General features: G+C 70.0%; 22 protein-coding genes and 1 tRNA gene. 8 read left to right on the top strand and 15 right to left on the bottom strand.

Annotated features, from left to right (window positions below):
* The first annotated feature begins 57 nt into the window (after positions 1-57).
* The gene (locus tag M9980_RS03095; RefSeq protein ID WP_250753211.1) at positions 58-852 is read left to right on the top strand and encodes a SapC family protein; all 795 of its coding nucleotides are present in this window, start codon (positions 58-60) and stop codon (positions 850-852) included.
* Between the two features lie 104 nt (positions 853-956).
* Positions 957-1,033, top strand: a tRNA-Arg gene (locus tag M9980_RS03090).
* A gap of 52 nt (positions 1,034-1,085) precedes the next feature.
* Here the strand turns inward: M9980_RS03090 and M9980_RS03085 are convergent.
* From M9980_RS03085 to M9980_RS03070, 4 genes are read right to left on the bottom strand one after another with little or no spacing between them, the layout of a single operon-like run.
* Positions 1,086-1,520, bottom strand: a complete 435-nt coding sequence (locus tag M9980_RS03085) for a DUF1178 family protein (protein ID WP_250753210.1) — start codon at positions 1,518-1,520, stop codon at positions 1,086-1,088.
* The gene (locus tag M9980_RS03080; RefSeq protein ID WP_250753207.1) at positions 1,517-2,341 is read right to left on the bottom strand and encodes a carbon-nitrogen hydrolase family protein; all 825 of its coding nucleotides are present in this window, start codon (positions 2,339-2,341) and stop codon (positions 1,517-1,519) included. The genes M9980_RS03085 and M9980_RS03080 overlap by 4 nt, the downstream gene beginning before the upstream one ends.
* Positions 2,338-2,592, bottom strand: coding sequence for a glutaredoxin 3 (grxC, locus tag M9980_RS03075; RefSeq protein WP_250753205.1), 255 nt, complete (start codon positions 2,590-2,592; stop codon positions 2,338-2,340). The genes M9980_RS03080 and grxC overlap by 4 nt, the downstream gene beginning before the upstream one ends.
* Before the next feature lie 5 nt (positions 2,593-2,597).
* Positions 2,598-3,362, bottom strand: a complete 765-nt coding sequence (locus M9980_RS03070; RefSeq protein ID WP_250753202.1) for a ComF family protein — start codon at positions 3,360-3,362, stop codon at positions 2,598-2,600.
* Between the two features lie 43 nt (positions 3,363-3,405).
* Between M9980_RS03070 and M9980_RS03065 the strand changes: the two genes are divergently transcribed.
* On the top strand, positions 3,406-4,230 hold the full coding sequence (locus M9980_RS03065; RefSeq protein ID WP_250753200.1) for a methyltransferase domain-containing protein: 825 nt from the start codon (positions 3,406-3,408) through the stop codon (positions 4,228-4,230).
* On the opposite strand, the gene M9980_RS03060 is transcribed toward M9980_RS03065, so the two are convergent.
* Positions 4,210-4,578 (bottom strand): (deoxy)nucleoside triphosphate pyrophosphohydrolase, encoded by a 369-nt coding sequence (locus tag M9980_RS03060; RefSeq protein ID WP_250755043.1) that lies wholly within the window; start codon positions 4,576-4,578, stop codon positions 4,210-4,212. The two genes, M9980_RS03065 and M9980_RS03060, sit on opposite strands and share 21 nt — an antisense overlap.
* Positions 4,579-4,666: 88 nt before the next feature.
* Between M9980_RS03060 and M9980_RS03055 the strand changes: the two genes are divergently transcribed.
* Together M9980_RS03055 and M9980_RS03050 are read left to right on the top strand one after the other, a co-directional pair.
* On the top strand, positions 4,667-4,867 hold the full coding sequence (locus tag M9980_RS03055; protein WP_250753198.1) for a Flp family type IVb pilin: 201 nt from the start codon (positions 4,667-4,669) through the stop codon (positions 4,865-4,867).
* A gap of 129 nt (positions 4,868-4,996) precedes the next feature.
* On the top strand, positions 4,997-5,164 hold the full coding sequence (locus tag M9980_RS03050) for a Flp family type IVb pilin (RefSeq protein ID WP_250753195.1): 168 nt from the start codon (positions 4,997-4,999) through the stop codon (positions 5,162-5,164).
* Positions 5,165-5,255: 91 nt separating this feature from the next.
* Here M9980_RS03050 and M9980_RS03045 read toward each other — a convergent pair whose 3' ends face one another.
* From M9980_RS03045 to M9980_RS03030, 4 genes are read right to left on the bottom strand one after another with little or no spacing between them, the layout of a single operon-like run.
* Positions 5,256-6,203 (bottom strand): acetyl-CoA carboxylase carboxyltransferase subunit alpha, encoded by a 948-nt coding sequence (locus tag M9980_RS03045; protein WP_250753193.1) that lies wholly within the window; start codon positions 6,201-6,203, stop codon positions 5,256-5,258.
* A gap of 11 nt (positions 6,204-6,214) precedes the next feature.
* The gene (locus M9980_RS03040; RefSeq protein ID WP_250753191.1) at positions 6,215-7,111 is read right to left on the bottom strand and encodes a tyrosine-type recombinase/integrase; all 897 of its coding nucleotides are present in this window, start codon (positions 7,109-7,111) and stop codon (positions 6,215-6,217) included.
* A 5-nt stretch (positions 7,112-7,116) separates the two neighbouring features.
* Entirely contained in the window at positions 7,117-8,898 is a 1,782-nt protein-coding gene (locus M9980_RS03035) for a hypothetical protein (protein WP_250753188.1), read from the bottom strand.
* Positions 8,882-9,019 carry a hypothetical protein gene (locus tag M9980_RS03030; protein WP_250753186.1) on the bottom strand — a complete coding sequence of 46 codons (138 nt, stop codon included), beginning with the start codon at positions 9,017-9,019 and terminating at the stop codon, positions 8,882-8,884. Before M9980_RS03030 ends, M9980_RS03035 begins: the two co-directional genes overlap by 17 nt.
* A gap of 178 nt (positions 9,020-9,197) precedes the next feature.
* On the opposite strand from M9980_RS03030, the gene M9980_RS03025 reads away from it, so the two are divergent.
* Genes M9980_RS03025 through M9980_RS03015 form a run of 3 tightly spaced genes read left to right on the top strand, consistent with a single transcriptional unit; the run spans position 9,198 to position 10,895 of the window.
* Positions 9,198-9,674 carry a shikimate kinase gene (locus tag M9980_RS03025; protein ID WP_250755042.1) on the top strand — a complete coding sequence of 159 codons (477 nt, stop codon included), beginning with the start codon at positions 9,198-9,200 and terminating at the stop codon, positions 9,672-9,674.
* The gene (gene aroB / locus M9980_RS03020; RefSeq protein ID WP_250753184.1) at positions 9,671-10,771 is read left to right on the top strand and encodes a 3-dehydroquinate synthase; all 1,101 of its coding nucleotides are present in this window, start codon (positions 9,671-9,673) and stop codon (positions 10,769-10,771) included. The genes M9980_RS03025 and aroB overlap by 4 nt, the downstream gene beginning before the upstream one ends.
* Entirely contained in the window at positions 10,755-10,895 is a 141-nt protein-coding gene (locus M9980_RS03015; protein ID WP_250753182.1) for a DUF2256 domain-containing protein, read from the top strand. The genes aroB and M9980_RS03015 overlap by 17 nt, the downstream gene beginning before the upstream one ends.
* A gap of 16 nt (positions 10,896-10,911) precedes the next feature.
* Here M9980_RS03015 and M9980_RS03010 read toward each other — a convergent pair whose 3' ends face one another.
* The 6 genes from M9980_RS03010 to M9980_RS02985 form a co-directional block, all read right to left on the bottom strand.
* On the bottom strand, positions 10,912-11,238 hold the full coding sequence (locus M9980_RS03010; RefSeq protein WP_250753180.1) for a DUF423 domain-containing protein: 327 nt from the start codon (positions 11,236-11,238) through the stop codon (positions 10,912-10,914).
* Entirely contained in the window at positions 11,235-13,034 is a 1,800-nt protein-coding gene (locus M9980_RS03005; RefSeq protein ID WP_250753178.1) for a cation:proton antiporter domain-containing protein, read from the bottom strand. The genes M9980_RS03010 and M9980_RS03005 overlap by 4 nt, the downstream gene beginning before the upstream one ends.
* Entirely contained in the window at positions 13,031-13,471 is a 441-nt protein-coding gene (locus tag M9980_RS03000; RefSeq protein ID WP_250753176.1) for an iron-sulfur cluster assembly scaffold protein, read from the bottom strand. The genes M9980_RS03005 and M9980_RS03000 overlap by 4 nt, the downstream gene beginning before the upstream one ends.
* Positions 13,472-13,510: 39 nt before the next feature.
* Positions 13,511-14,071 carry a CvpA family protein gene (locus M9980_RS02995; protein WP_250753174.1) on the bottom strand — a complete coding sequence of 187 codons (561 nt, stop codon included), beginning with the start codon at positions 14,069-14,071 and terminating at the stop codon, positions 13,511-13,513.
* A 138-nt stretch (positions 14,072-14,209) separates the two neighbouring features.
* Positions 14,210-15,583: a DNA repair protein RadA gene (radA, locus tag M9980_RS02990; protein ID WP_250753173.1), complete on the bottom strand. Its 1,374-nt coding sequence runs from the start codon at positions 15,581-15,583 to the stop codon at positions 14,210-14,212.
* A 43-nt stretch (positions 15,584-15,626) separates the two neighbouring features.
* Positions 15,627-16,331: a glutathione S-transferase family protein gene (locus M9980_RS02985; protein WP_250753170.1), complete on the bottom strand. Its 705-nt coding sequence runs from the start codon at positions 16,329-16,331 to the stop codon at positions 15,627-15,629.
* Positions 16,332-16,393: the final 62 nt, after the last annotated feature.

Genomic DNA, 16,393 nt, shown 5'->3' with positions numbered 1-16,393 from the left:
GCGACCGCATTTCGACCCCAAGACCTTCGACCACGGTCGATCCAGGAGAGAATTCCGATGGCTACCGCGCCCGGCGCCGACGCACTTCCGCTGTTCTACAACGACCTCCGCCCGCTTTCGAGCGAGGAGCATGCCGACTGGCGCATCCAGCCTGCGAACGCGGCGCCGTTCCTGGCGAACCAGCACGCCGTGCCGCTGACGGTCGAGGAATTCCCGATGGTCGCGCGGCGCATGCCGATCGTGTTCGCGGTGGGCGACGATCCCGTGCCGCTGGCGCTGATGGGCCTGAACGAGGGCGTCAACGTGTTCCTCGACGGCGAGGGCAAGCTGCTCGATCCCGAGACCTATGTCCCGGCCTATGTCCGCCGCTATCCCTATCTGCTCGCTCGCCTGCGCCCGGATGCCGATGAGCTGTCGCTGTGCTTCGACCCGTCGTCGGACACGATCGGCGCGTTCGAGGAGGGCGAGCGCCTGTTCGAGAACGGCCAGCCGACCGAGCTGACCAAGGCGATCCTGTCGTTCGCCGAGCAGTTCGAGCAGGCCGGCCAGAAGACCGCCGCCTTCGTCAAGGAAGTGCGCGACCTGGGCCTGATGATCGACGGCGAAGTCTCGATCCAGCCCGAGGGCGCGGCGCAGCCGTTCGTGTACCGCGGCTTCCAGATGATCGACGAAGCGAAGCTGAACGAGCTGCGCGGCGACCAGCTGCGCAAGATGGCGCAGTCGGGCATGCTGCCGCTGATCTACGCGCACCTGTTCTCGCTCGCGCTGATGCGCGACGTGTTCGCGAAGCAGGCGCAGATGGGCAAGGCCCCGGCCCAGCCCTCGGCGATCGAGACGACCCCGGCCGCCTGAACCCGGGCGTTCCGGACGAGATCGCAAGGACGTCGGCGCCCGCAGCGCCGGCGTCCTTTTCCTTTTGACCCCTTGCCGCCCGCTGCCTAAACGCGTCGCCGCGTGGCCCCGTAGCTCAGCCGGATAGAGCGACGGTTTCCTAAACCGCAGGCCGGAGGTTCGAATCCTCTCGGGGCCACCACGCGGCCTCCCGACACTGACATTCCACCGATCGCGATGCAGCCTGTGCGCCGCTAGTTCACCGCCTCCGGCGGCACTATCGGCACGAGCAGCGGGGCGACGGGGACGCCGTCCTCCGCCAGCGCCCGTGCCTCGGCGCGGGTCGCCTGGCCGTGGATCGGCGCGGTGTCGCGGTCGCCGGCGTGCATCGCCCGCGCGGTATCGGCGAAGGCGGTGCCGACCCAGGTCGAGGATTCGAGCGCGGCGGCCTGCGCCTTGGCGAGCGCCGCGATCGCCGCCTTCATCGCAGCGTCCGGGCGCGGATTGGCGGTCGCCTGGTTGCCCTTGGAGGCGATATTCGGCGCCATCACCGCTTTCGCGACATCGCTGTCGCCGCAGATCGGGCAGAGCAGCAGCCCCTGCGCGCGCTGGTCGTCATAGGCCGCGCTCGATGCGAACCACGCTTCGAATATGTGAGCATGGGCGCATTTCAGGTCGAATACGATCATCCGAGCACCGTCACAGGCGGGATCGCGCGGCGGTGCGCCAGCACCGGTATTCGCGCGTGGACGTCGCTCCGGCGTGCCGGGTCGATCTCGACAAACCCGACCCCGACGCCCTCGCCCATGTCGAGCACCACCTCGCCCCACGGGTCGATGCCGAGCGAATGGCCATAGGTAGCGCGTCCGTCCTCGTGCCGGCCCCATTGCGCGGCGGCGATGACATGGGCGCCCGCCTCGATCGCCCGCGCGCGCAGCAGCACGTGCCAATGCGCTTTGCCCGTCGGCACCGTGAACGCCGCCGGGACTGCCAGCACCTCAGCCCCGGCGTCGCTCAGCGCGCGGTAGAGGTCGGGGAAGCGCAGGTCGTAGCAGACCGACAGGCCAAGCATCCCGACCGGCGTCGCCACCACCACCGCGGCCTCGCCCGGTGCATAGGCCGCCGACTCGCGCCAGCTTTCGCCCGTGGGCAGGTCGACGTCGAACAGGTGGAGCTTGTCATAGCGCGCGCGGATCGCGCCGGTGTCGTCGATCACGAAGCCGCGGTTGGCATAGCGCCCGTCGTCGCGGCGGACCGCGAGCGAGCCGAGATGCACCCAGATGCCGGCGCGCGCCGCTGCCTCGCGCACGTCCGACAGGGCGGGATCGTCCGCCTCGGCGACGATCGACGACGCCGCCCGCGCGCGGTCGCGGTCGATCAGGCCCGACATCTCGGGTGTGAACAGCATCGCCGCGCCGCCCGCCTTCGCCTCCGTCAGAGCCGTCGTCAGCGTCCGCGCATTGGCGCGCGGATCGATGCCGCCGGTCATCTGGAGGACGGCAGCCCTCATGCCGTCAGCAGCGCGTCGAGCTTTCCGGCGCGGTCCAGCGCGGCCATGTCGTCGTAGCCGCCGATATGCGCGCCATCGATGAAGATCTGCGGCATCGTCATCCGCCCCGAACGCTCGACCATCTCGGCCTTTTTCGGGCCGCCCATCGTCACGTCATATTCGGACGGGGTGACGCCCTTCTCACCGAGCAGGCGCAGCGCCCGCGAGCAATAGGGGCAGAACGCCTTCGTATAGATTTCGACCTGTGCCATCCCCTTCAGGTGAGTTCGGCGGCGGGCAATGTCAACTCGGCGACCTCCGCTGCGTCATCCTCCGCGACGACCCGCGCCCAGCACAGGATGGTGACCGATGTGGCTCCGGCGCGCATCAGCACGGCGGCGCAGGCGCGGGCGGTGGCGCCGGTGGTGAAGACGTCGTCGACCAGCACGACGCGCTTGCCCTTCACCTCGGCGCGGCGCTGCGGCGCGACCGCGAAGGCCCCGGCAACCGCCTTCGTCCGCCCCCGCCGCCCCAGCCCGCGCAGGATCGGCGTCGCGCGCGTTCGCGTCAGCAGGGCCGGCAAGTGCCGCCGCCCGCCGAGGGACGCCAGCGCACCCGCGATCAGCGCCGCCTGGTTATATCCCCGCCCCCACAGCCGCCAGCGATGGAGGGGTACCGGCACCAGCAGGTCGGTGTCGTCCGGCACCAGCCGCAGCATCAGCCGCGCCGCCGTCCCCGCGAACGCCGTCCGCCCACCGTATTTCAGCCGAAGCGCCAGCCGGCTCGCGACCTCCCCATAGGCGACCGCCGCCCGCGCGCCGGCATGGGGCGGCGGGTCGGCCAGGCACGCGCCGCACATCGCCCCCGCCCCGCGGTCGAACGCGAAGGGCAGCGCACAGCCCGCGCACCACGGCGGCCCGAGGAAGTCGAGCGATCCCCAGCACGCCGCGCAGAACCGGTGGTCAGCCTCCGTCACCGCCCCACAGCCCGGGCACCGCGGCGGCAGCGCAAGCGCGACGATGCGGGCAAACGGGGCGATCACCCCCCCTTGTCCCGCCCCGCGGCTCCGCGCACAAGCGACCCCTGTGGATATTCCCGAAATCTTCGATTCCGCCGCCCGCCGCCTGCGCCGCGACCGCGCCGCCGCGCACTGGGGCGACTTCGCCTTCGTGCGCGAGGCGATGCTGGAGGGGATCCACGATCGGCTGGCGAGCGTACGCCGCGACTTCCGCGACGTGCTCGACCTCGGCTGCGCGGACGGAAGCTTCGCGCTGCCCGGCGCGACGATCACCCGCAGCGATGCCGGCGCGGTGTTCGCGCGCGGCGGAGTCCAGACCGACGAGGGCCGCCCGGCCTTTGCCGACGCCGCGTTCGACCTGGTGGTGTCGGCGGGGGTGCTCGACAGCGTCAACGACCTCCCGGGCGCGCTCGCGCTGATCCGCCGCGCGCTTCGCCCCGACGGGCTGTTCCTCGGCGCCTTCCTCGGCGCGGGCACGCTGGCGACGCTGCGCGCGGCGCTGCGGTCCGCCGATCCGGGTGCGGCGCGCCTGCATCCGCAGATCGACGTGCGGTCGGCGGGCGACCTGATGGTGCGCGCCGGCTTCGCGCTGCCGGTCGCCGATGCGGAAACGCTGGCGGTGCGCTACGGCGACGTCTTCGGCCTGTTCCGCGACCTGCGCGGGATGGCGGCGAGCAATGTGCTGGCCGGGCGCGTGCCGATGAAGCGTGGGACGCTGGCGCGCATCGCCGATGCCTATGCGGCCCACGCCGACGCCGACGGGCGCATCCCCGAACGATTCGAGATCATCTTCGTCACCGGTTGGGCACCCGACCCGTCACAGCCGAAGCCGGCGCGGCGCGGCAGCGCGACCGCGTCGCTCGCCGCCGCGCTAGATCAGCGCATCGAGTAGCCCGATCAGCGGGCGATCGGCCGGCGGCATGTCGATGGCGTACAACTCATGCGGGCGAACCCATCGCAACGCCGTCGCGTGGCGCGGCTCGGGCGTCCCGCGCCATTTCCGGCAGGCGTAGAGCAGCAACAGCAGATGCCGCTCGCCCAGCGCCTCGCTGGCGAACGCCGCCGGAGCCAGGCACGCTTGCTCGACCGACACGCCCAGTTCCTCGTCGAGCTCGCGGATCAGCGCCGCTTCGGGGGTTTCGCCGCCGTCGATCTTGCCGCCCGGGAACTCCCACAGCCCCGCCATCGGCTTGCCCGGCGGACGCTGCTGGATCAGCACGCGGCCATCGCCGTCGATCATCGCGACCGCTACGACGTGCAGCAATTCCAGCGATTTCGCATTGGTCGGTGACACCGCATTAACCCTTCCGCCGGTAAGCCAGCTAACGATGTTTCGCCTGACCGCATCCGCCAGCCGCCTCCTTGCCGCGATTCGCGCCGATCGCAAGGCCGCGACCGCGGTCGAATACGGCCTGATCCTGTCGCTGGTCGTGCTGGTCGTGATGGTGTCGATCATCGCGCTCGGCGGGCAGACGACCAGCATGTGGAACAACGTCAGCACCGCAGTGCGCGCCTCCACCGGCGGCTGATCGCGCGCGTGACAATCGTCGCGACGCTTAAACCTTTTATCAACCTCCCCCGCCTAGACCGGGCGTTGCTGATCCGGGCTCCCCGGCCTCAGCCGGGTGACTGAAGTTTTACGAACAGTGGAGACCATCATGCAGAAGATTCGCACCTTCCTGAAGAATTCCAAGGGCGCCACCGCGATCGAGTACGGCCTGATCGCCGCGCTGATCGCCGTCGCTGCCATCGCTGCCATGCAGGGCCTGGGCAACCAGCTGACCAAGACCTTCGGCAACGTCACGTCGAACATGAAGGCTTCGTAAGCCTTCCTTCGCGATTACAGGAAGGGCGGCGAAGTCACTGACTTCGCCGCCCTTTTTGCGTCGATTTGCTATAAAAACGCAGAAGGGGCCGCTAAAGCCTTCCGATCGCCAGGAATTTCTTTCTGCGTGCGGTGCGCACCTCAGATCCGTCCTGCCCGTCGAATGCCGCCAGCGCCTTGACCAACGCATCGCCGAGCGCATCGATCGCGCTGTCGGGCGCGCGGTGTGCGCCGCCCAGCGGCTCGGGGACGATGGCGTCGATGACGCCCAGATCCTTCAGATGCTGCGCGGTGACCTTCATCGCCTCAGCCGCTTCGGGCGCCTTGTCGGCGGTGCGCCACAGGATCGACGCGCACCCCTCGGGCGAGATCACCGAATAGACCGCGTGCTCGAACATCAGCACAGTATTGCCGGTCGCCAGCGCCACCGCGCCGCCTGAGCCGCCCTCGCCCACGATCGCCGAAATCAGCGGCACGCCGATTTCGAGGCACGCCTCGGTCGAGCGGGCGATCGCCTCCGCCTGGCCGCGCTCCTCCGCCTGCACGCCGGGAAACGCGCCCGAGGTGTCGACCAGGGTAACCACCGGCAGGCCGAATCGGTCGGCCAGCTTCATCAGCCGGATCGCCTTGCGATAGCCCTCCGGCTTGCCCATCCCGAAATTGTGGCGAAGGCGGCTGGCAGTGTCGTCGCCCTTCTCATGGCCGATCACCATGACCTTGCGACCGCGGAGCGTACCCAGGCCGCCGATGATCGCCTGATCGTCCGCAAACGCGCGGTCGCCGCCCAGCGGCATGAAATCCTCGATCAGGCCGGCGATATAATCCTTCAGATGCGGACGCTGCGGATGGCGCGCGACCTGCGTCTTCTGCCACGGCGACAGCTTCGCATAGGTTTCGCGCAGCAGCTTGTCCGACTTGGCCTGGAGCTTGCCGACCTCTGCATCGATGTCGACCTCGCCATTGGCGGCGGTTTCGCGCAGTTCGTCGATTCGCCCCTGCAATTCGGCGATCGGCTTTTCGAAATCGAGAAAACTATCCATGCGTCAGCGCGCTAGGCGCGGCGTTTCGCTACGTCAACGAGGGGGTGGCGGGTGTTGACCAGTTCGACCAGCCGGCTCGTCTCGACATGCGTGTAGATTTCGGTGGTGGCGATGTCGGCATGGCCGAGCATCGCCTGCAGTGCGCGCAGATCCGCCCCGCCGGCGAGCAGATGGGTGGCGAAGGCGTGGCGCAGGACGTGCGGACTGACGCGCGCGGGGGGGATGCCGGCGGCTGCCGCCAGCGCCTTCATCAACTGGTGCAGGCGCACGCGCGACAGATGCCCCTTGCCCGAGGGGAACAGCCAGGCGCCCTCCGCCGTCGCATCGCGCCATGCCGCGACCGCGGCACGTGCCCGGTCCGAAATCGGCACCATCCGCTCACGCCCGCCCTTGCCGCGCAGGATCAGATACGGGCGATCGGGATGGATCGCCCCTCGCGGCAGCGACACCAGTTCGGTCGCGCGCAGCCCCGATCCGTACAGCAGTTCGACCAGCGCGGCGAGCCGCAGGTCGAGGGGGTCGGGCGGATCGCGCGCCAGCCGCGCGGCGATGGCGGCGAACAGCGCGTCGACATCGGCCACCGACAACGTCTTCGGCAGGCCCCGCGCCGCGCCCGGTCGTGGGAGCGCCGCTGACGGGTCGTCGCCCCGCAACCCTTCGTCCGCGAGGAAGCCGTAGAACCGCCGGAGCGACGCCGCCTTACGCGCCACCGTCGCCCGCGCGAACGGCGCCCAGCCGTCGGCCAGCCGCGCGATCCCCGCCGCATCCGCCGTGGACAACCCGCCGCCCAGTGCCTCCGACGCCAGCGTCAGGTCGGTGCGATACGCCGCGACCGTATTCGCCGCCGCACCCGCCTCCGCCGTCATCATTTCCAGGAAGCGGTCGATCAGCGCGCGGTCGTCGCTCACGCCGATCAGATCCGCGCGATCGCCTCGGCAGCGATCATCCGCGCCTCACCCTCCAGCCCGACCTGACGCAGCGCTGCGCAGGCATGGTACAGCACCTCGGGCGGCACCCCGCGCCAGTTGGGCGTCTGCATGCCGACCGCAGTGAGCAGCAGGACGGTGCCCGCCTCGCCCCGCCGCGCCGCCGCGGCAATCGCGCGGGTCCAGCTGTTCTCTGCCCCGAAGCGCACGTCGAGCGGCTCGGCCAGCCCTTGCGCGTCCTCCGCCGACACGCGACCCAATCCGGTCAGCCCGGCGAGCAGCATGCGCGCCTTCAGCCGCCCGTCGCCGCCGTCATATCCGCCGACCTCGTCCCCCGCGACCCGCCGTCCCCGCCGTGGATCGGCTAGCGCGAGCATCGCCCAGGCGTCGCTGCCCGTCGCCGCGACCCGCGACCAGCGCAGCGCCTGGCGGTCGAGCCCCGCGGTCAGCATCGACGCGATCAGGCGCGTCTCGTCGTCGGCCAGATCCTGCGTCGGCGCGATGCGGGATGCGGCGCGCGCGGTCAGCACCAGTCGGGCGAAGCGTCCGCGCTCGGTCGTCGGCTCGGTCCACAACTGACGCAGCGTGCGCATCCGGTCGGTGACCGGCGCATCCGAATAGGCTGTGCGCAGGTCGCGGGCGAGCGCGCCTGCTGTGCTCCCGCTGTCGTCGCTCGCCTCGATCTCCCCATAGAGATCGACCAGCGCCGCGTTCGACAGGATGCCCTGGCTTGCGGCGTAATCCGCGAACGGCGCACGCGCGCTTGCATCGAGCATCGGCGCGGTCGCGCGCCATCCGGCGACCTGCGGGCGCGTGCCCGCAAGCAACGCCGGCGGAATCTCGACGCCCGTCGCGGTCGCCAGGCCGTAGCGCCACGCCGTCAGTCGATCGACGCCGTCCCACTCGATCGTTACCGCCCCGCTCGCCGCCGCGCCCGCGACCTTTTCTGCGAGCAGCGAATCGATCGATCGTCCGGTGCGGCGGCGGGCGGCTTGAAACAGCGCCTTGGAGGCGGCGGGCTTGCCGCCCAGCGCCGCGCACATCGCGCGGGCGAAACCCCAGCCGGCTTCGTTCGAGACCTTCGACGCCGGCTCGACCAGCGGGCAGAGGCCGGCCGGGTCGCCGGTCGCCAGCATCGCCTGCATCGCGACCTGGAACAGCCGCGGCGAATAGTCCTCGACATCGACGCTCTGCACGACGGCGCGCGCCGCATCCGCCTCGCCCATGCGCAGCAGCAGCCACGCGCGGTCGGCGGCGAAATCGGCGCCGTTGATGCCGGCGGGTGTCGTTACCTGCGTCACCAGCGCGCGGCGCAACGCGATCGACAGCCAGCGCGAGGGCAACGGCGCCGACAGCCGCTCCATCAGCAGGCCCGCCATGCGCCCGCCCTGCGTGCCGAAGGCATTGCCGTCGAGCCCGCCGGTATCGGCCCCGATCACCCCCACCGCCGCCAGCGACCGCCGTGCGGACGCGGGCAGTTCATAGGCGGACAGGTCGATCGGGGTCGGCGTCGCGGTCGGGGTCGGCGACGGCGTCGGCTGGTCGGTCGGCGCGACGCCGATCGGCGCTGCCGGAGCCGGCACGCCGGGTGCGGGCGTCGCGCCGGGTGCGGGCGCAGGCGTCGGCGCGGGTGCGGGCGGCACCGGCTCGCCGAAGCCCGGCGGCAGGATCGATTCGGGGCGGTCCTGCCCGGTCGCGGGCAGCCACGCTGCTCCCGCCAGCAGGATCGCGACCGCCGCCGCGGCGGCGCGGTTACGAGAGATTTTCAAGCGCGACCGCCTTCTCCACGCGGGTCGGCTGCTTGGCCGTATCGCGCCCCGCCAGGAAGAACAGGCCGCCGCCTACCACCACGAGCAGGACGATCAGGATTACCAGCGGACGCGACATCATTCACCTTTCGGGCACGGCACAAAAGCTATTCGCCGGCCTTTTGCCCGACGTGGCCCTGCGCTGTATAGCCCCTGTCGACATGCCGCCAGACCGCCCTGCCTCTCCCGATCCCGGCGCGCGCGCGAACGACGGAGCCGTCATCGGCCACGGCGGCAAGCCGATCGTGCTGGTCGGGCTGATGGGCGTCGGCAAGTCCACGGTGGGGCGCCGGCTGGCCCAGCGACTGAAGCTGGCGTTCGTCGATGCCGATGCCGAGATCGAGGCGGCGGCGGGCATGACCGTCGCCGAGATCTTCGAACGCTTCGGCGAGGCCTATTTCCGCGACGGCGAGCGCCGGGTCATCGCCCGCCTGATCGACGGCACGCCGAAAGTGATCGCGACCGGCGGCGGCGCGTTCGTCAACGAGGATACGCGGCGCCTGATCCTGTCGGCGACGACCGCGGTGTGGCTCGACGCCGATCCCGCGGTGCTGGCAGAGCGCGTCCGCCGCCGCGATACTCGGCCCCTGCTGCGCGGACGCGATCCCTTGGCCGTGCTGGTCGAACTCGCCGCGCGACGCAATCCGATCTACGCGATGGCACCGATCCACATCGCCAGCTACCAGGCGCCGCACGACACCACCGTCACCGCCATCGTGAAGGCCCTCGGATTATGACGACCGTCCGCGTCGCGCTCGGCGCACGATCCTATGACGTGGTGATCGAGGCCGGGGGGCTCGCACGCGCGGGCGCATGGCTGCAACCGCTGTCGCGCGGGCGGACGATGGCGATCGTTACCGACGAGAATGTCCGTCCACACCTCGCGACGCTTCAGACGGCGCTGAACGCCGCTGGCGTCGCCAGCGAAGCGATCGTCCTGCCGCCGGGCGAGGGCTCGAAAAGCTGGGCGACGCTGGAGGCGCTCACCGACCGGCTGCTCGACCTGGGCGTAGAGCGTGGCGATCACGTCATTGCGCTCGGCGGCGGCGTGATCGGCGACCTCGTCGGCTTCGCGTGCAGCATGCTGAAACGCGGCTGCGGGTTCGTGCAGGTGCCGACGACATTGCTGGCGCAGGTCGATTCATCGGTCGGCGGCAAGACCGCGATCAACACCCGCGCGGGCAAGAATCTGGTCGGCGCCTTCCACCAGCCCGCGCTAGTCCTGATCGACCCGCAGGTGCTCGACACGCTGCCGCCCCGCGACCTGCGCGCGGGCTATGCGGAGGTCGTCAAATACGGCCTGATCGACGACCCGGAGTTCTTCGCATGGTGCGAGGGTAACGCCGCCGCGCTGCTCGCCGGCGACCCGGATGCCCGCGCCTACGCCATCGCCCACGCCGTCGCCGCCAAGGCGCGCATCGTCGGCGCCGACGAGCGCGAGACGACCGGCACCCGTGCGCTCCTCAACCTCGGCCACACCTTCGGTCACGCGCTGGAGGCGGAGGCGGGGTTCTCCGACCGGCTGCTGCATGGAGAGGGCGTCGCCGCCGGCATGGCGCTCGCCTACGGCTTTTCCGCCGCGCAGGGGCTGGCGCCGGTCGCGGACGCCGAGCGTGTCGCGGCCCACCTCCGCGCCGTCGGCCTGCCCGACAGCGCCGCGAGCGCCGGGATCGACGCGAACGGCACAGCGCTGGTCGCGCACATGCTCCACGACAAGAAGATGGACGCCGGCACCCTGCCCTTCCTGCTCACCCGCGGGATCGGGCGAACCTACCTCGACAAGACCGTCGATCTGGACGCGGTCGCGGCGTATCTCGATGCCCAACGGCGTTAGCAAGCGCGACCTGCCGACGAAGGTCTGCCCGGCGTGCGACCGCCCGTTCACCTGGCGCAAGAAATGGGCGCGGGACTGGGAGAGCGTCGTTTACTGCTCGGATGCGTGCCGGAAGAAGCGGTAAGTCGCCCCACTACTGTTCAGCGCAGCCGCCACGCCAACCACAGCCACCCGCCGATCAGCAGCGCGCCGCCGATCGGAGTCACCGCCCCCAGCCAACGCGGCGCACCCAGCGCCATCGCATACAGCGTGACCGCGAAAACCCCGCCGCCGACCACGAACATCCACCCCGGCCCCCGCGCCTCCAGCCGCAGCGCGACCAGCGCGGCGACCGCGTGGATCAGCTGATATTGCCCGCCCGTGCGCAGCCATTCGGCGGCCTTGCCTTCCGCGCCATGCGCCCCGAACGCCCCCGCGGCGACGGCAAGTGTCCCCGACAGCGCGGCAACCACGCCCAGCCAGTTCATCCGCAATCCTTTGCGATCCCGCCCCGCTCGCGGTCGCGCACGCGTTCCTCGTCGGGCTCGGTAATCATGATGTCGCGCGCCGCGCGCAGGTCGCCGGTTTCGTGCTGGAGGCGCAGCCGCTCACGGTCGTTGGCGCGGTAGCGGTCCTCGGTCTGCGCGATTTCGGCGCCATCGACGCCGACCGCCTCCATCGCCATCCGCGCCATCTTCACCGCCGATTCCATCACCTCGCGCACCACGCCGTTCTGCGGCGCGCGCTTCAGTTTCAGCAGCGCGCGCCGGTCGAACGCGCGGACGAAGATCGCCGCGTCGGGGAAGGCGGCGTGGACCCCCTCGATCAGCTCGGCATCGATCTGGTCGCCGTCGATGCAGAACAGGATAAGCTCGGCCTCCGCCGCGCCCGCCTGGCGCAGCATGTCGATGCGGGTGCCGTCGCCGTAATAGACCTTCGCGCCGAAATCGCCGGCGACGTCGATCATCTCGATGTCGGTGTCGATCAGCGTCACCGCGATGCCTTGCGTGATGAGCATCTGGCCGACGGTCTGCCCGAACCGTCCATAGCCGACGATCAGCGCGTTCGATCCATCGGCGACCGGGCCGTCGCGCTCCTCGGCCTGTACCGGCTCGGCGCGGATGCGGCTGGTCGCCATCATCAGGAACGGGGTGGTCGCCATCGACAGGGTGACGATCGCCCCGAACAGGCTGGCCGCCTCCGGCGCGATCAGGAAAGCGTTCTGCGCCTGCGCGAACAGCACGAACCCGAATTCGCCGCCCTGGCTGAGCAACAGGCCGAGCGCGAGCGCCGCGCGCCATTTCATGCGGAAGGCAAGGCCGATGCCCATGATGATCGCCGCCTTCGTCACCACCAGCACCGCCGCCATGCCGATGACGAAGGCGGGCCGCTCGGCGATCGCGCCCAGGTCGAGCATCATGCCGACCGCGAGGAAGAACAGGCCGAGCAGGATCGAACGGAACGGCTCGACGTCGGCCTCAAGCTCGTGGCGGTAGGGCGAATCCGCCAGCATGATGCCCGCGATGAACGCGCCGAGCGCCGCCGACAGCCCCAGCGCCTCCATCACCGCCGCACTGGCGATGACGGTGAACAGCCCGGCAAACACGAACATCTCGCGCTCGCCCAGATTGCCGATCAGCCGGAACAGCGGGCGCAGCAAATAGCGGCCTGCCGCGATCAGCCCGGCGATGGCGACCACGGTATAGACGAACAGCAGCCATCCCGGCGGCCCGCCCGCATCGGCAGGATTGCGGCTCATTGCGGCGATGATCGTGATCATCGGGACGATCGACAGATCCTGGAACAGCAGGATCGAGAAGGCCCGCTCGCCAAACGGCGTCCGCATCCGCCCCGCCGACTGCAGCATCGGAAGCACCTGCGCGGTCGACGACAATGCCAGCGGCATGCCGAGCGCGAGTGCGGCATAGGGCGAGAAGCGCGCCGCCGCGAACAGGATCGCGGAGATCGCAGCCCCGCACGCGACGACCTGGATCAGGCCGATCGCGAAAATGTCCTGCTTCATCCGCCACAGCCGGGTCGGGTTCAGTTCCAGCCCGACGAGGAAGAGGAGGAGAACGATGCCCAGCTCGGCGATGTCCATCTTGCCTTCGGCCCCGCCGACGAGGCCCAACACCGACGGCCCGACGACCGCGCCGGCGACGAGGTAGCCGAGCGTCGCACCGAGCCCGAGCCGGCGGAAAAGGAGCACGAAGACCAGCGCGAAGCCGAGCAGCGGCACGGCGTCGTGGAGCATGCCGCCGCCTGCGTGTTCGGCGGCGTTCATGCCCTCGCCTGCGTGCGCGCGGCGGCGGCGGCGGCTTCCGCCACGCCTTCGAACGCCAAGCGGATGGAGGCGTGGCGAGCGCTGTGCGGCAAGGCGGGAGTGAAGATGTCGAGCCCCGGCCATTCGGGCGCCGCCTCGCGCTCGCCAGCCAGCCACGCGGTCAGCGCATCGCGCGCCGCGGCCAGTTCGGCGGGCGTCTTGCCCACAGCTTCCGCCGCCATCAGCGACGCCGACGCCTGCCCTAGCGCACATGCCCGCACCAGCAGGCCGAGGTCGGATACGCGCCCCGCGTCATCGACCGCGACGTCCACCGTCACGCGGCTGCCGCACACCGGCGACCGCTTCTCCACTGTCGCCATCGGCGCCTCCAGCCGCGCGTGATTCGGGATGCTGGCGGCCAGGCGGAGGATGCGGGCGTTGTAGAGCGGTGCGGTCACAGCCGCCGATGTAGGCGAGGCGGCGGCGCTTGGCACCCCTCAGCTTTCGTTTGCGAGCGCGGAGCTATTCTGTGCGGGCTCGGGCCCGAACACCGGCTCGCCGCGCCGCCGGCGATCGACGAAATCGGCGATCGACGCGCTGGTGACGTTCAGCAGCGGGTATGTGTGCGAACTGGTGATCCATTTCGGCCGCTTGGTCGGCCCGCCGCCCAATGTGTCGATAACCAGGACGAGGAGCAGGAAACCGAGGCTGGCGAGGATCAGCCCCTTCAGCGCGCCGAACCCGAAACCCAGCGCCCGGTCGACCGGCCCCAGGATCGAGCTGCGCGTGCGGCTGCCGATCGCATTGGCGACCAGCCGCCCCGCGAACCACGTGACGCCCGCGATCACCGCAAACGCCAGCGTCGCCGCGCCCGCCGCAGTGCCGACGCTCTCCGCCAGTATTGCGGTCAACGGCGTGTGGAAGATCTTCAGCGCGAACACGACGAAGATCCACGCCATCAGCGACAGCACTTCGGTCACGAACCCGCGCATCACCCCCGTGATCGCGGCCCCGCCGACGACGATGAACACGATGATGTCGAGTGCCGTCAGGCCCATGCGAAATCTCTCATCCCAAATCCCCACCGTTCGTGCTGAGTAGGGGCTGAGCCTGTCGAAGACCCGTATCGAAGCATCTGCCCTTCGATACGCCATTTCGACAAGCTCAATGGCTACTCAGGGCGAACGGTTGCCGGATTATCCGCGCCCCAGCATATGGTCAACGAACCGCCCGAGGCTGGCGAAACTCGCCATCTCCATCGCCGCGCCTTCGTGGCCCTGCTTGGCGGGCACCATCGCGCGCCCGAAGCCGAGCTTCGCCGCTTCCTTCAACCGCAGCGCGCCGTGCGCCACGGGACGCACCTCTCCCGACAGCGCGAGCTCGCCGAAGGCCACCGCATCGGCCGGGACCGGGCGCTCGCTCAACGCCGACACCAATGCCGCCGCAACCGCCAGATCGGCGGCGGGGTCCTGCACGCGGTAACCGCCGGCGATGTTCAGATAGACCTCACATGCCGAGAAGCTGAGCCCGCACCGCGCCTCCAGCACGGCCAGAATCATCGCCAGTCGCCCGCTATCCCATCCGACCACCGCGCGCCTGGGCGTCGCCCCCGACGCCAGCCGCACGGTCAGCGCCTGCACCTCGACCAGCACCGGGCGCGTGCCCTCCAGCGCCGGGAAAACGACCGTACCTGTCACGTTCTCGTCGCGGCTGGTCAGGAACAGCGACGACGGGTTCGAGACTTCGCTTAGGCCCCCCGTCTCCATCGCGAAGACGCCGATCTCGTCGGTGCCGCCGAAGCGGTTCTTGGTCGCGCGCAGTATGCGGTAGAGGTGGCTGCGCTCGCCCTCGAACGCCAGCACCGTGTCGACCATATGCTCCAGCACGCGGGGGCCGGCGATCGCGCCGTCCTTGGTCACGTGCCCGACCAGCACCACCGCGGTCCCGCGTTCCTTGGCAAAGCGGATCAGCTCGCCCGACGACGCCCGCACCTGGCTGACGGTACCCGGCGCGCCCTCGATCAGATCGCTGTGCATCGTCTGGATCGAATCGATGATGAGCAGGTCGGGCGGCGTCCCCTGCCCCACCGTCGTCAGGATATCGCGCACCGACGTCGCCGCCGCCAGCTGCACCGGCGCATTCCCCAGCCCCAGCCGCCGCGCGCGCAACCGCACCTGGTCCGCGGCTTCCTCGCCCGAGACATAGGCGACCGACTTGCCGGCGAGCGCCAGCTTCGCCGCGGCCTGGAGCAGCAGCGTCGACTTGCCGATCCCCGGATCGCCCCCGATCAGGATCGCCGACCCCTCCACGAACCCGCCGCCCAGCGCACGGTCGAGCTCGGCGATCCCGGTCGCCATGCGGTCGGGCAAGGCAATGTCGGTATCGAGCGACGACATCAGGATCGCCCGACCGCCGGCCTGAAGGTTATGCTTCGCCGCGAATGGCGTCACGACCCCGCCCGCATCTTCGACCAGCGTGTTCCATTCCGAACAGTCCGAACACTGCCCCGCCCACCGGTGGGCGACCGATCCGCAGGACTGGCAGACGTAGCGTTTCTGGGGTTTGGCCATCACCAACTGGTAATTCAGGAACGTATTGGGAACAAGCTCGCTGTCATTCCTTCGACGGGATTGTCAGCCCGCGCTGCACTGCGGGTCGTGCGAGCCCGCGCTCGAGCCACTTGGCAACATTGCCAAACTCGTCGAACCCGACCAGTTCCCGCGCTCCGTAGAAGGTGGTGAGCGTGTTCACCCACCCCAGCATAGCGATGTCGGCGATCGAATATCCGCTCGCCAGGAACCACTCGCGGTCGGCCAGCACGCCGTCCATGACGCCGAGCAGACGTTTCGCCTCGGCGACGTAGCGGTCGCGCGGGCGCTTGTCCTCATACTCCTTGCCCGCGAACTTGTGGAAGAAGCCGAGCTGCCCGAACATCGGCCCGACTCCGCTCATCTGGAACATGACCCACTGGATCGCCTGCCACCGCTCGACCGGCCCCTCGCCCAGAAACCGCCCGCTCTTCTCGGCGAGGTACAGCAGGATGGCGCCGCTTTCGAACAACGCCAGCGGCTCGCCGCCCGGCCCGTCGGGATCGATCATCGCCGGAATCTTGCCGTTGGGATTGAGCGACAGGAACGCGGGCGACTTCTGGTCGTCGCTCGCAAAATCGACCAGATGCGCCTCGTACGGCAGGCCGGTTTCCTCCAGCATGATCGATGCCTTCACCCCGTTGGGCGTGGTGAGCGAATACAGCTGGATGCGGTCGGGATGCCGCGCCGGCCAGCGCGCGGTGATCGGGAAGTCGTTCAGGTCGGACATGCACGTCGCTCCTCATTCGATGTCGTCCAAGAGATAGGCAAGCGCCCGCCCCGTCGCTATGC

Origin of the sequence: Sphingomonas donggukensis, assembly GCF_023674425.1 — a bacterium.
In the GTDB taxonomy this organism is placed as follows: Bacteria; Pseudomonadota; Alphaproteobacteria; order Sphingomonadales; family Sphingomonadaceae; genus Sphingomonas; species Sphingomonas donggukensis.
The sequence above is the reverse complement of the archived record's forward strand: the minus strand, read 5'-3'. Positions and strand labels throughout refer to the sequence as shown.

Excerpts from the sequence above, each read along its gene's own strand:
- M9980_RS03025 (WP_250755042.1), top strand. The coding sequence starts at position 9,198 with ATGGGCGTCGGCAAGTCCACGGTGGGGCGCCGGCTGGCCCAGCGACTG.
- M9980_RS03050 (WP_250753195.1), top strand. The coding sequence starts at position 4,997 with ATGCAGAAGATTCGCACCTTCCTGAAGAATTCCAAGGGCGCCACCGCG.
- M9980_RS02985 (WP_250753170.1), bottom strand. The coding sequence starts at position 16,331 with ATGTCCGACCTGAACGACTTCCCGATCACCGCGCGCTGGCCGGCGCGG.
- M9980_RS03095 (WP_250753211.1), top strand. The coding sequence starts at position 58 with ATGGCTACCGCGCCCGGCGCCGACGCACTTCCGCTGTTCTACAACGAC.
- M9980_RS03080 (WP_250753207.1), bottom strand. The coding sequence starts at position 2,341 with ATGAGGGCTGCCGTCCTCCAGATGACCGGCGGCATCGATCCGCGCGCC.
- M9980_RS03060 (WP_250755043.1), bottom strand. The coding sequence starts at position 4,578 with ATGATCGACGGCGATGGCCGCGTGCTGATCCAGCAGCGTCCGCCGGGC.
- aroB (WP_250753184.1), top strand. The coding sequence starts at position 9,671 with ATGACGACCGTCCGCGTCGCGCTCGGCGCACGATCCTATGACGTGGTG.
- M9980_RS03030 (WP_250753186.1), bottom strand. The coding sequence starts at position 9,019 with ATGATGTCGCGTCCGCTGGTAATCCTGATCGTCCTGCTCGTGGTGGTA.
- radA (WP_250753173.1), bottom strand. The coding sequence starts at position 15,583 with ATGGCCAAACCCCAGAAACGCTACGTCTGCCAGTCCTGCGGATCGGTC.
- M9980_RS03055 (WP_250753198.1), top strand. The coding sequence starts at position 4,667 with ATGTTTCGCCTGACCGCATCCGCCAGCCGCCTCCTTGCCGCGATTCGC.
- M9980_RS03010 (WP_250753180.1), bottom strand. The coding sequence starts at position 11,238 with ATGAACTGGCTGGGCGTGGTTGCCGCGCTGTCGGGGACACTTGCCGTC.
- M9980_RS03085 (WP_250753210.1), bottom strand. The coding sequence starts at position 1,520 with ATGATCGTATTCGACCTGAAATGCGCCCATGCTCACATATTCGAAGCG.
- M9980_RS03045 (WP_250753193.1), bottom strand. The coding sequence starts at position 6,203 with ATGGATAGTTTTCTCGATTTCGAAAAGCCGATCGCCGAATTGCAGGGG.
- M9980_RS03005 (WP_250753178.1), bottom strand. The coding sequence starts at position 13,034 with ATGAACGCCGCCGAACACGCAGGCGGCGGCATGCTCCACGACGCCGTG.
- M9980_RS03015 (WP_250753182.1), top strand. The coding sequence starts at position 10,755 with ATGCCCAACGGCGTTAGCAAGCGCGACCTGCCGACGAAGGTCTGCCCG.
- M9980_RS02995 (WP_250753174.1), bottom strand. The coding sequence starts at position 14,071 with ATGGGCCTGACGGCACTCGACATCATCGTGTTCATCGTCGTCGGCGGG.
- grxC (WP_250753205.1), bottom strand. The coding sequence starts at position 2,592 with ATGGCACAGGTCGAAATCTATACGAAGGCGTTCTGCCCCTATTGCTCG.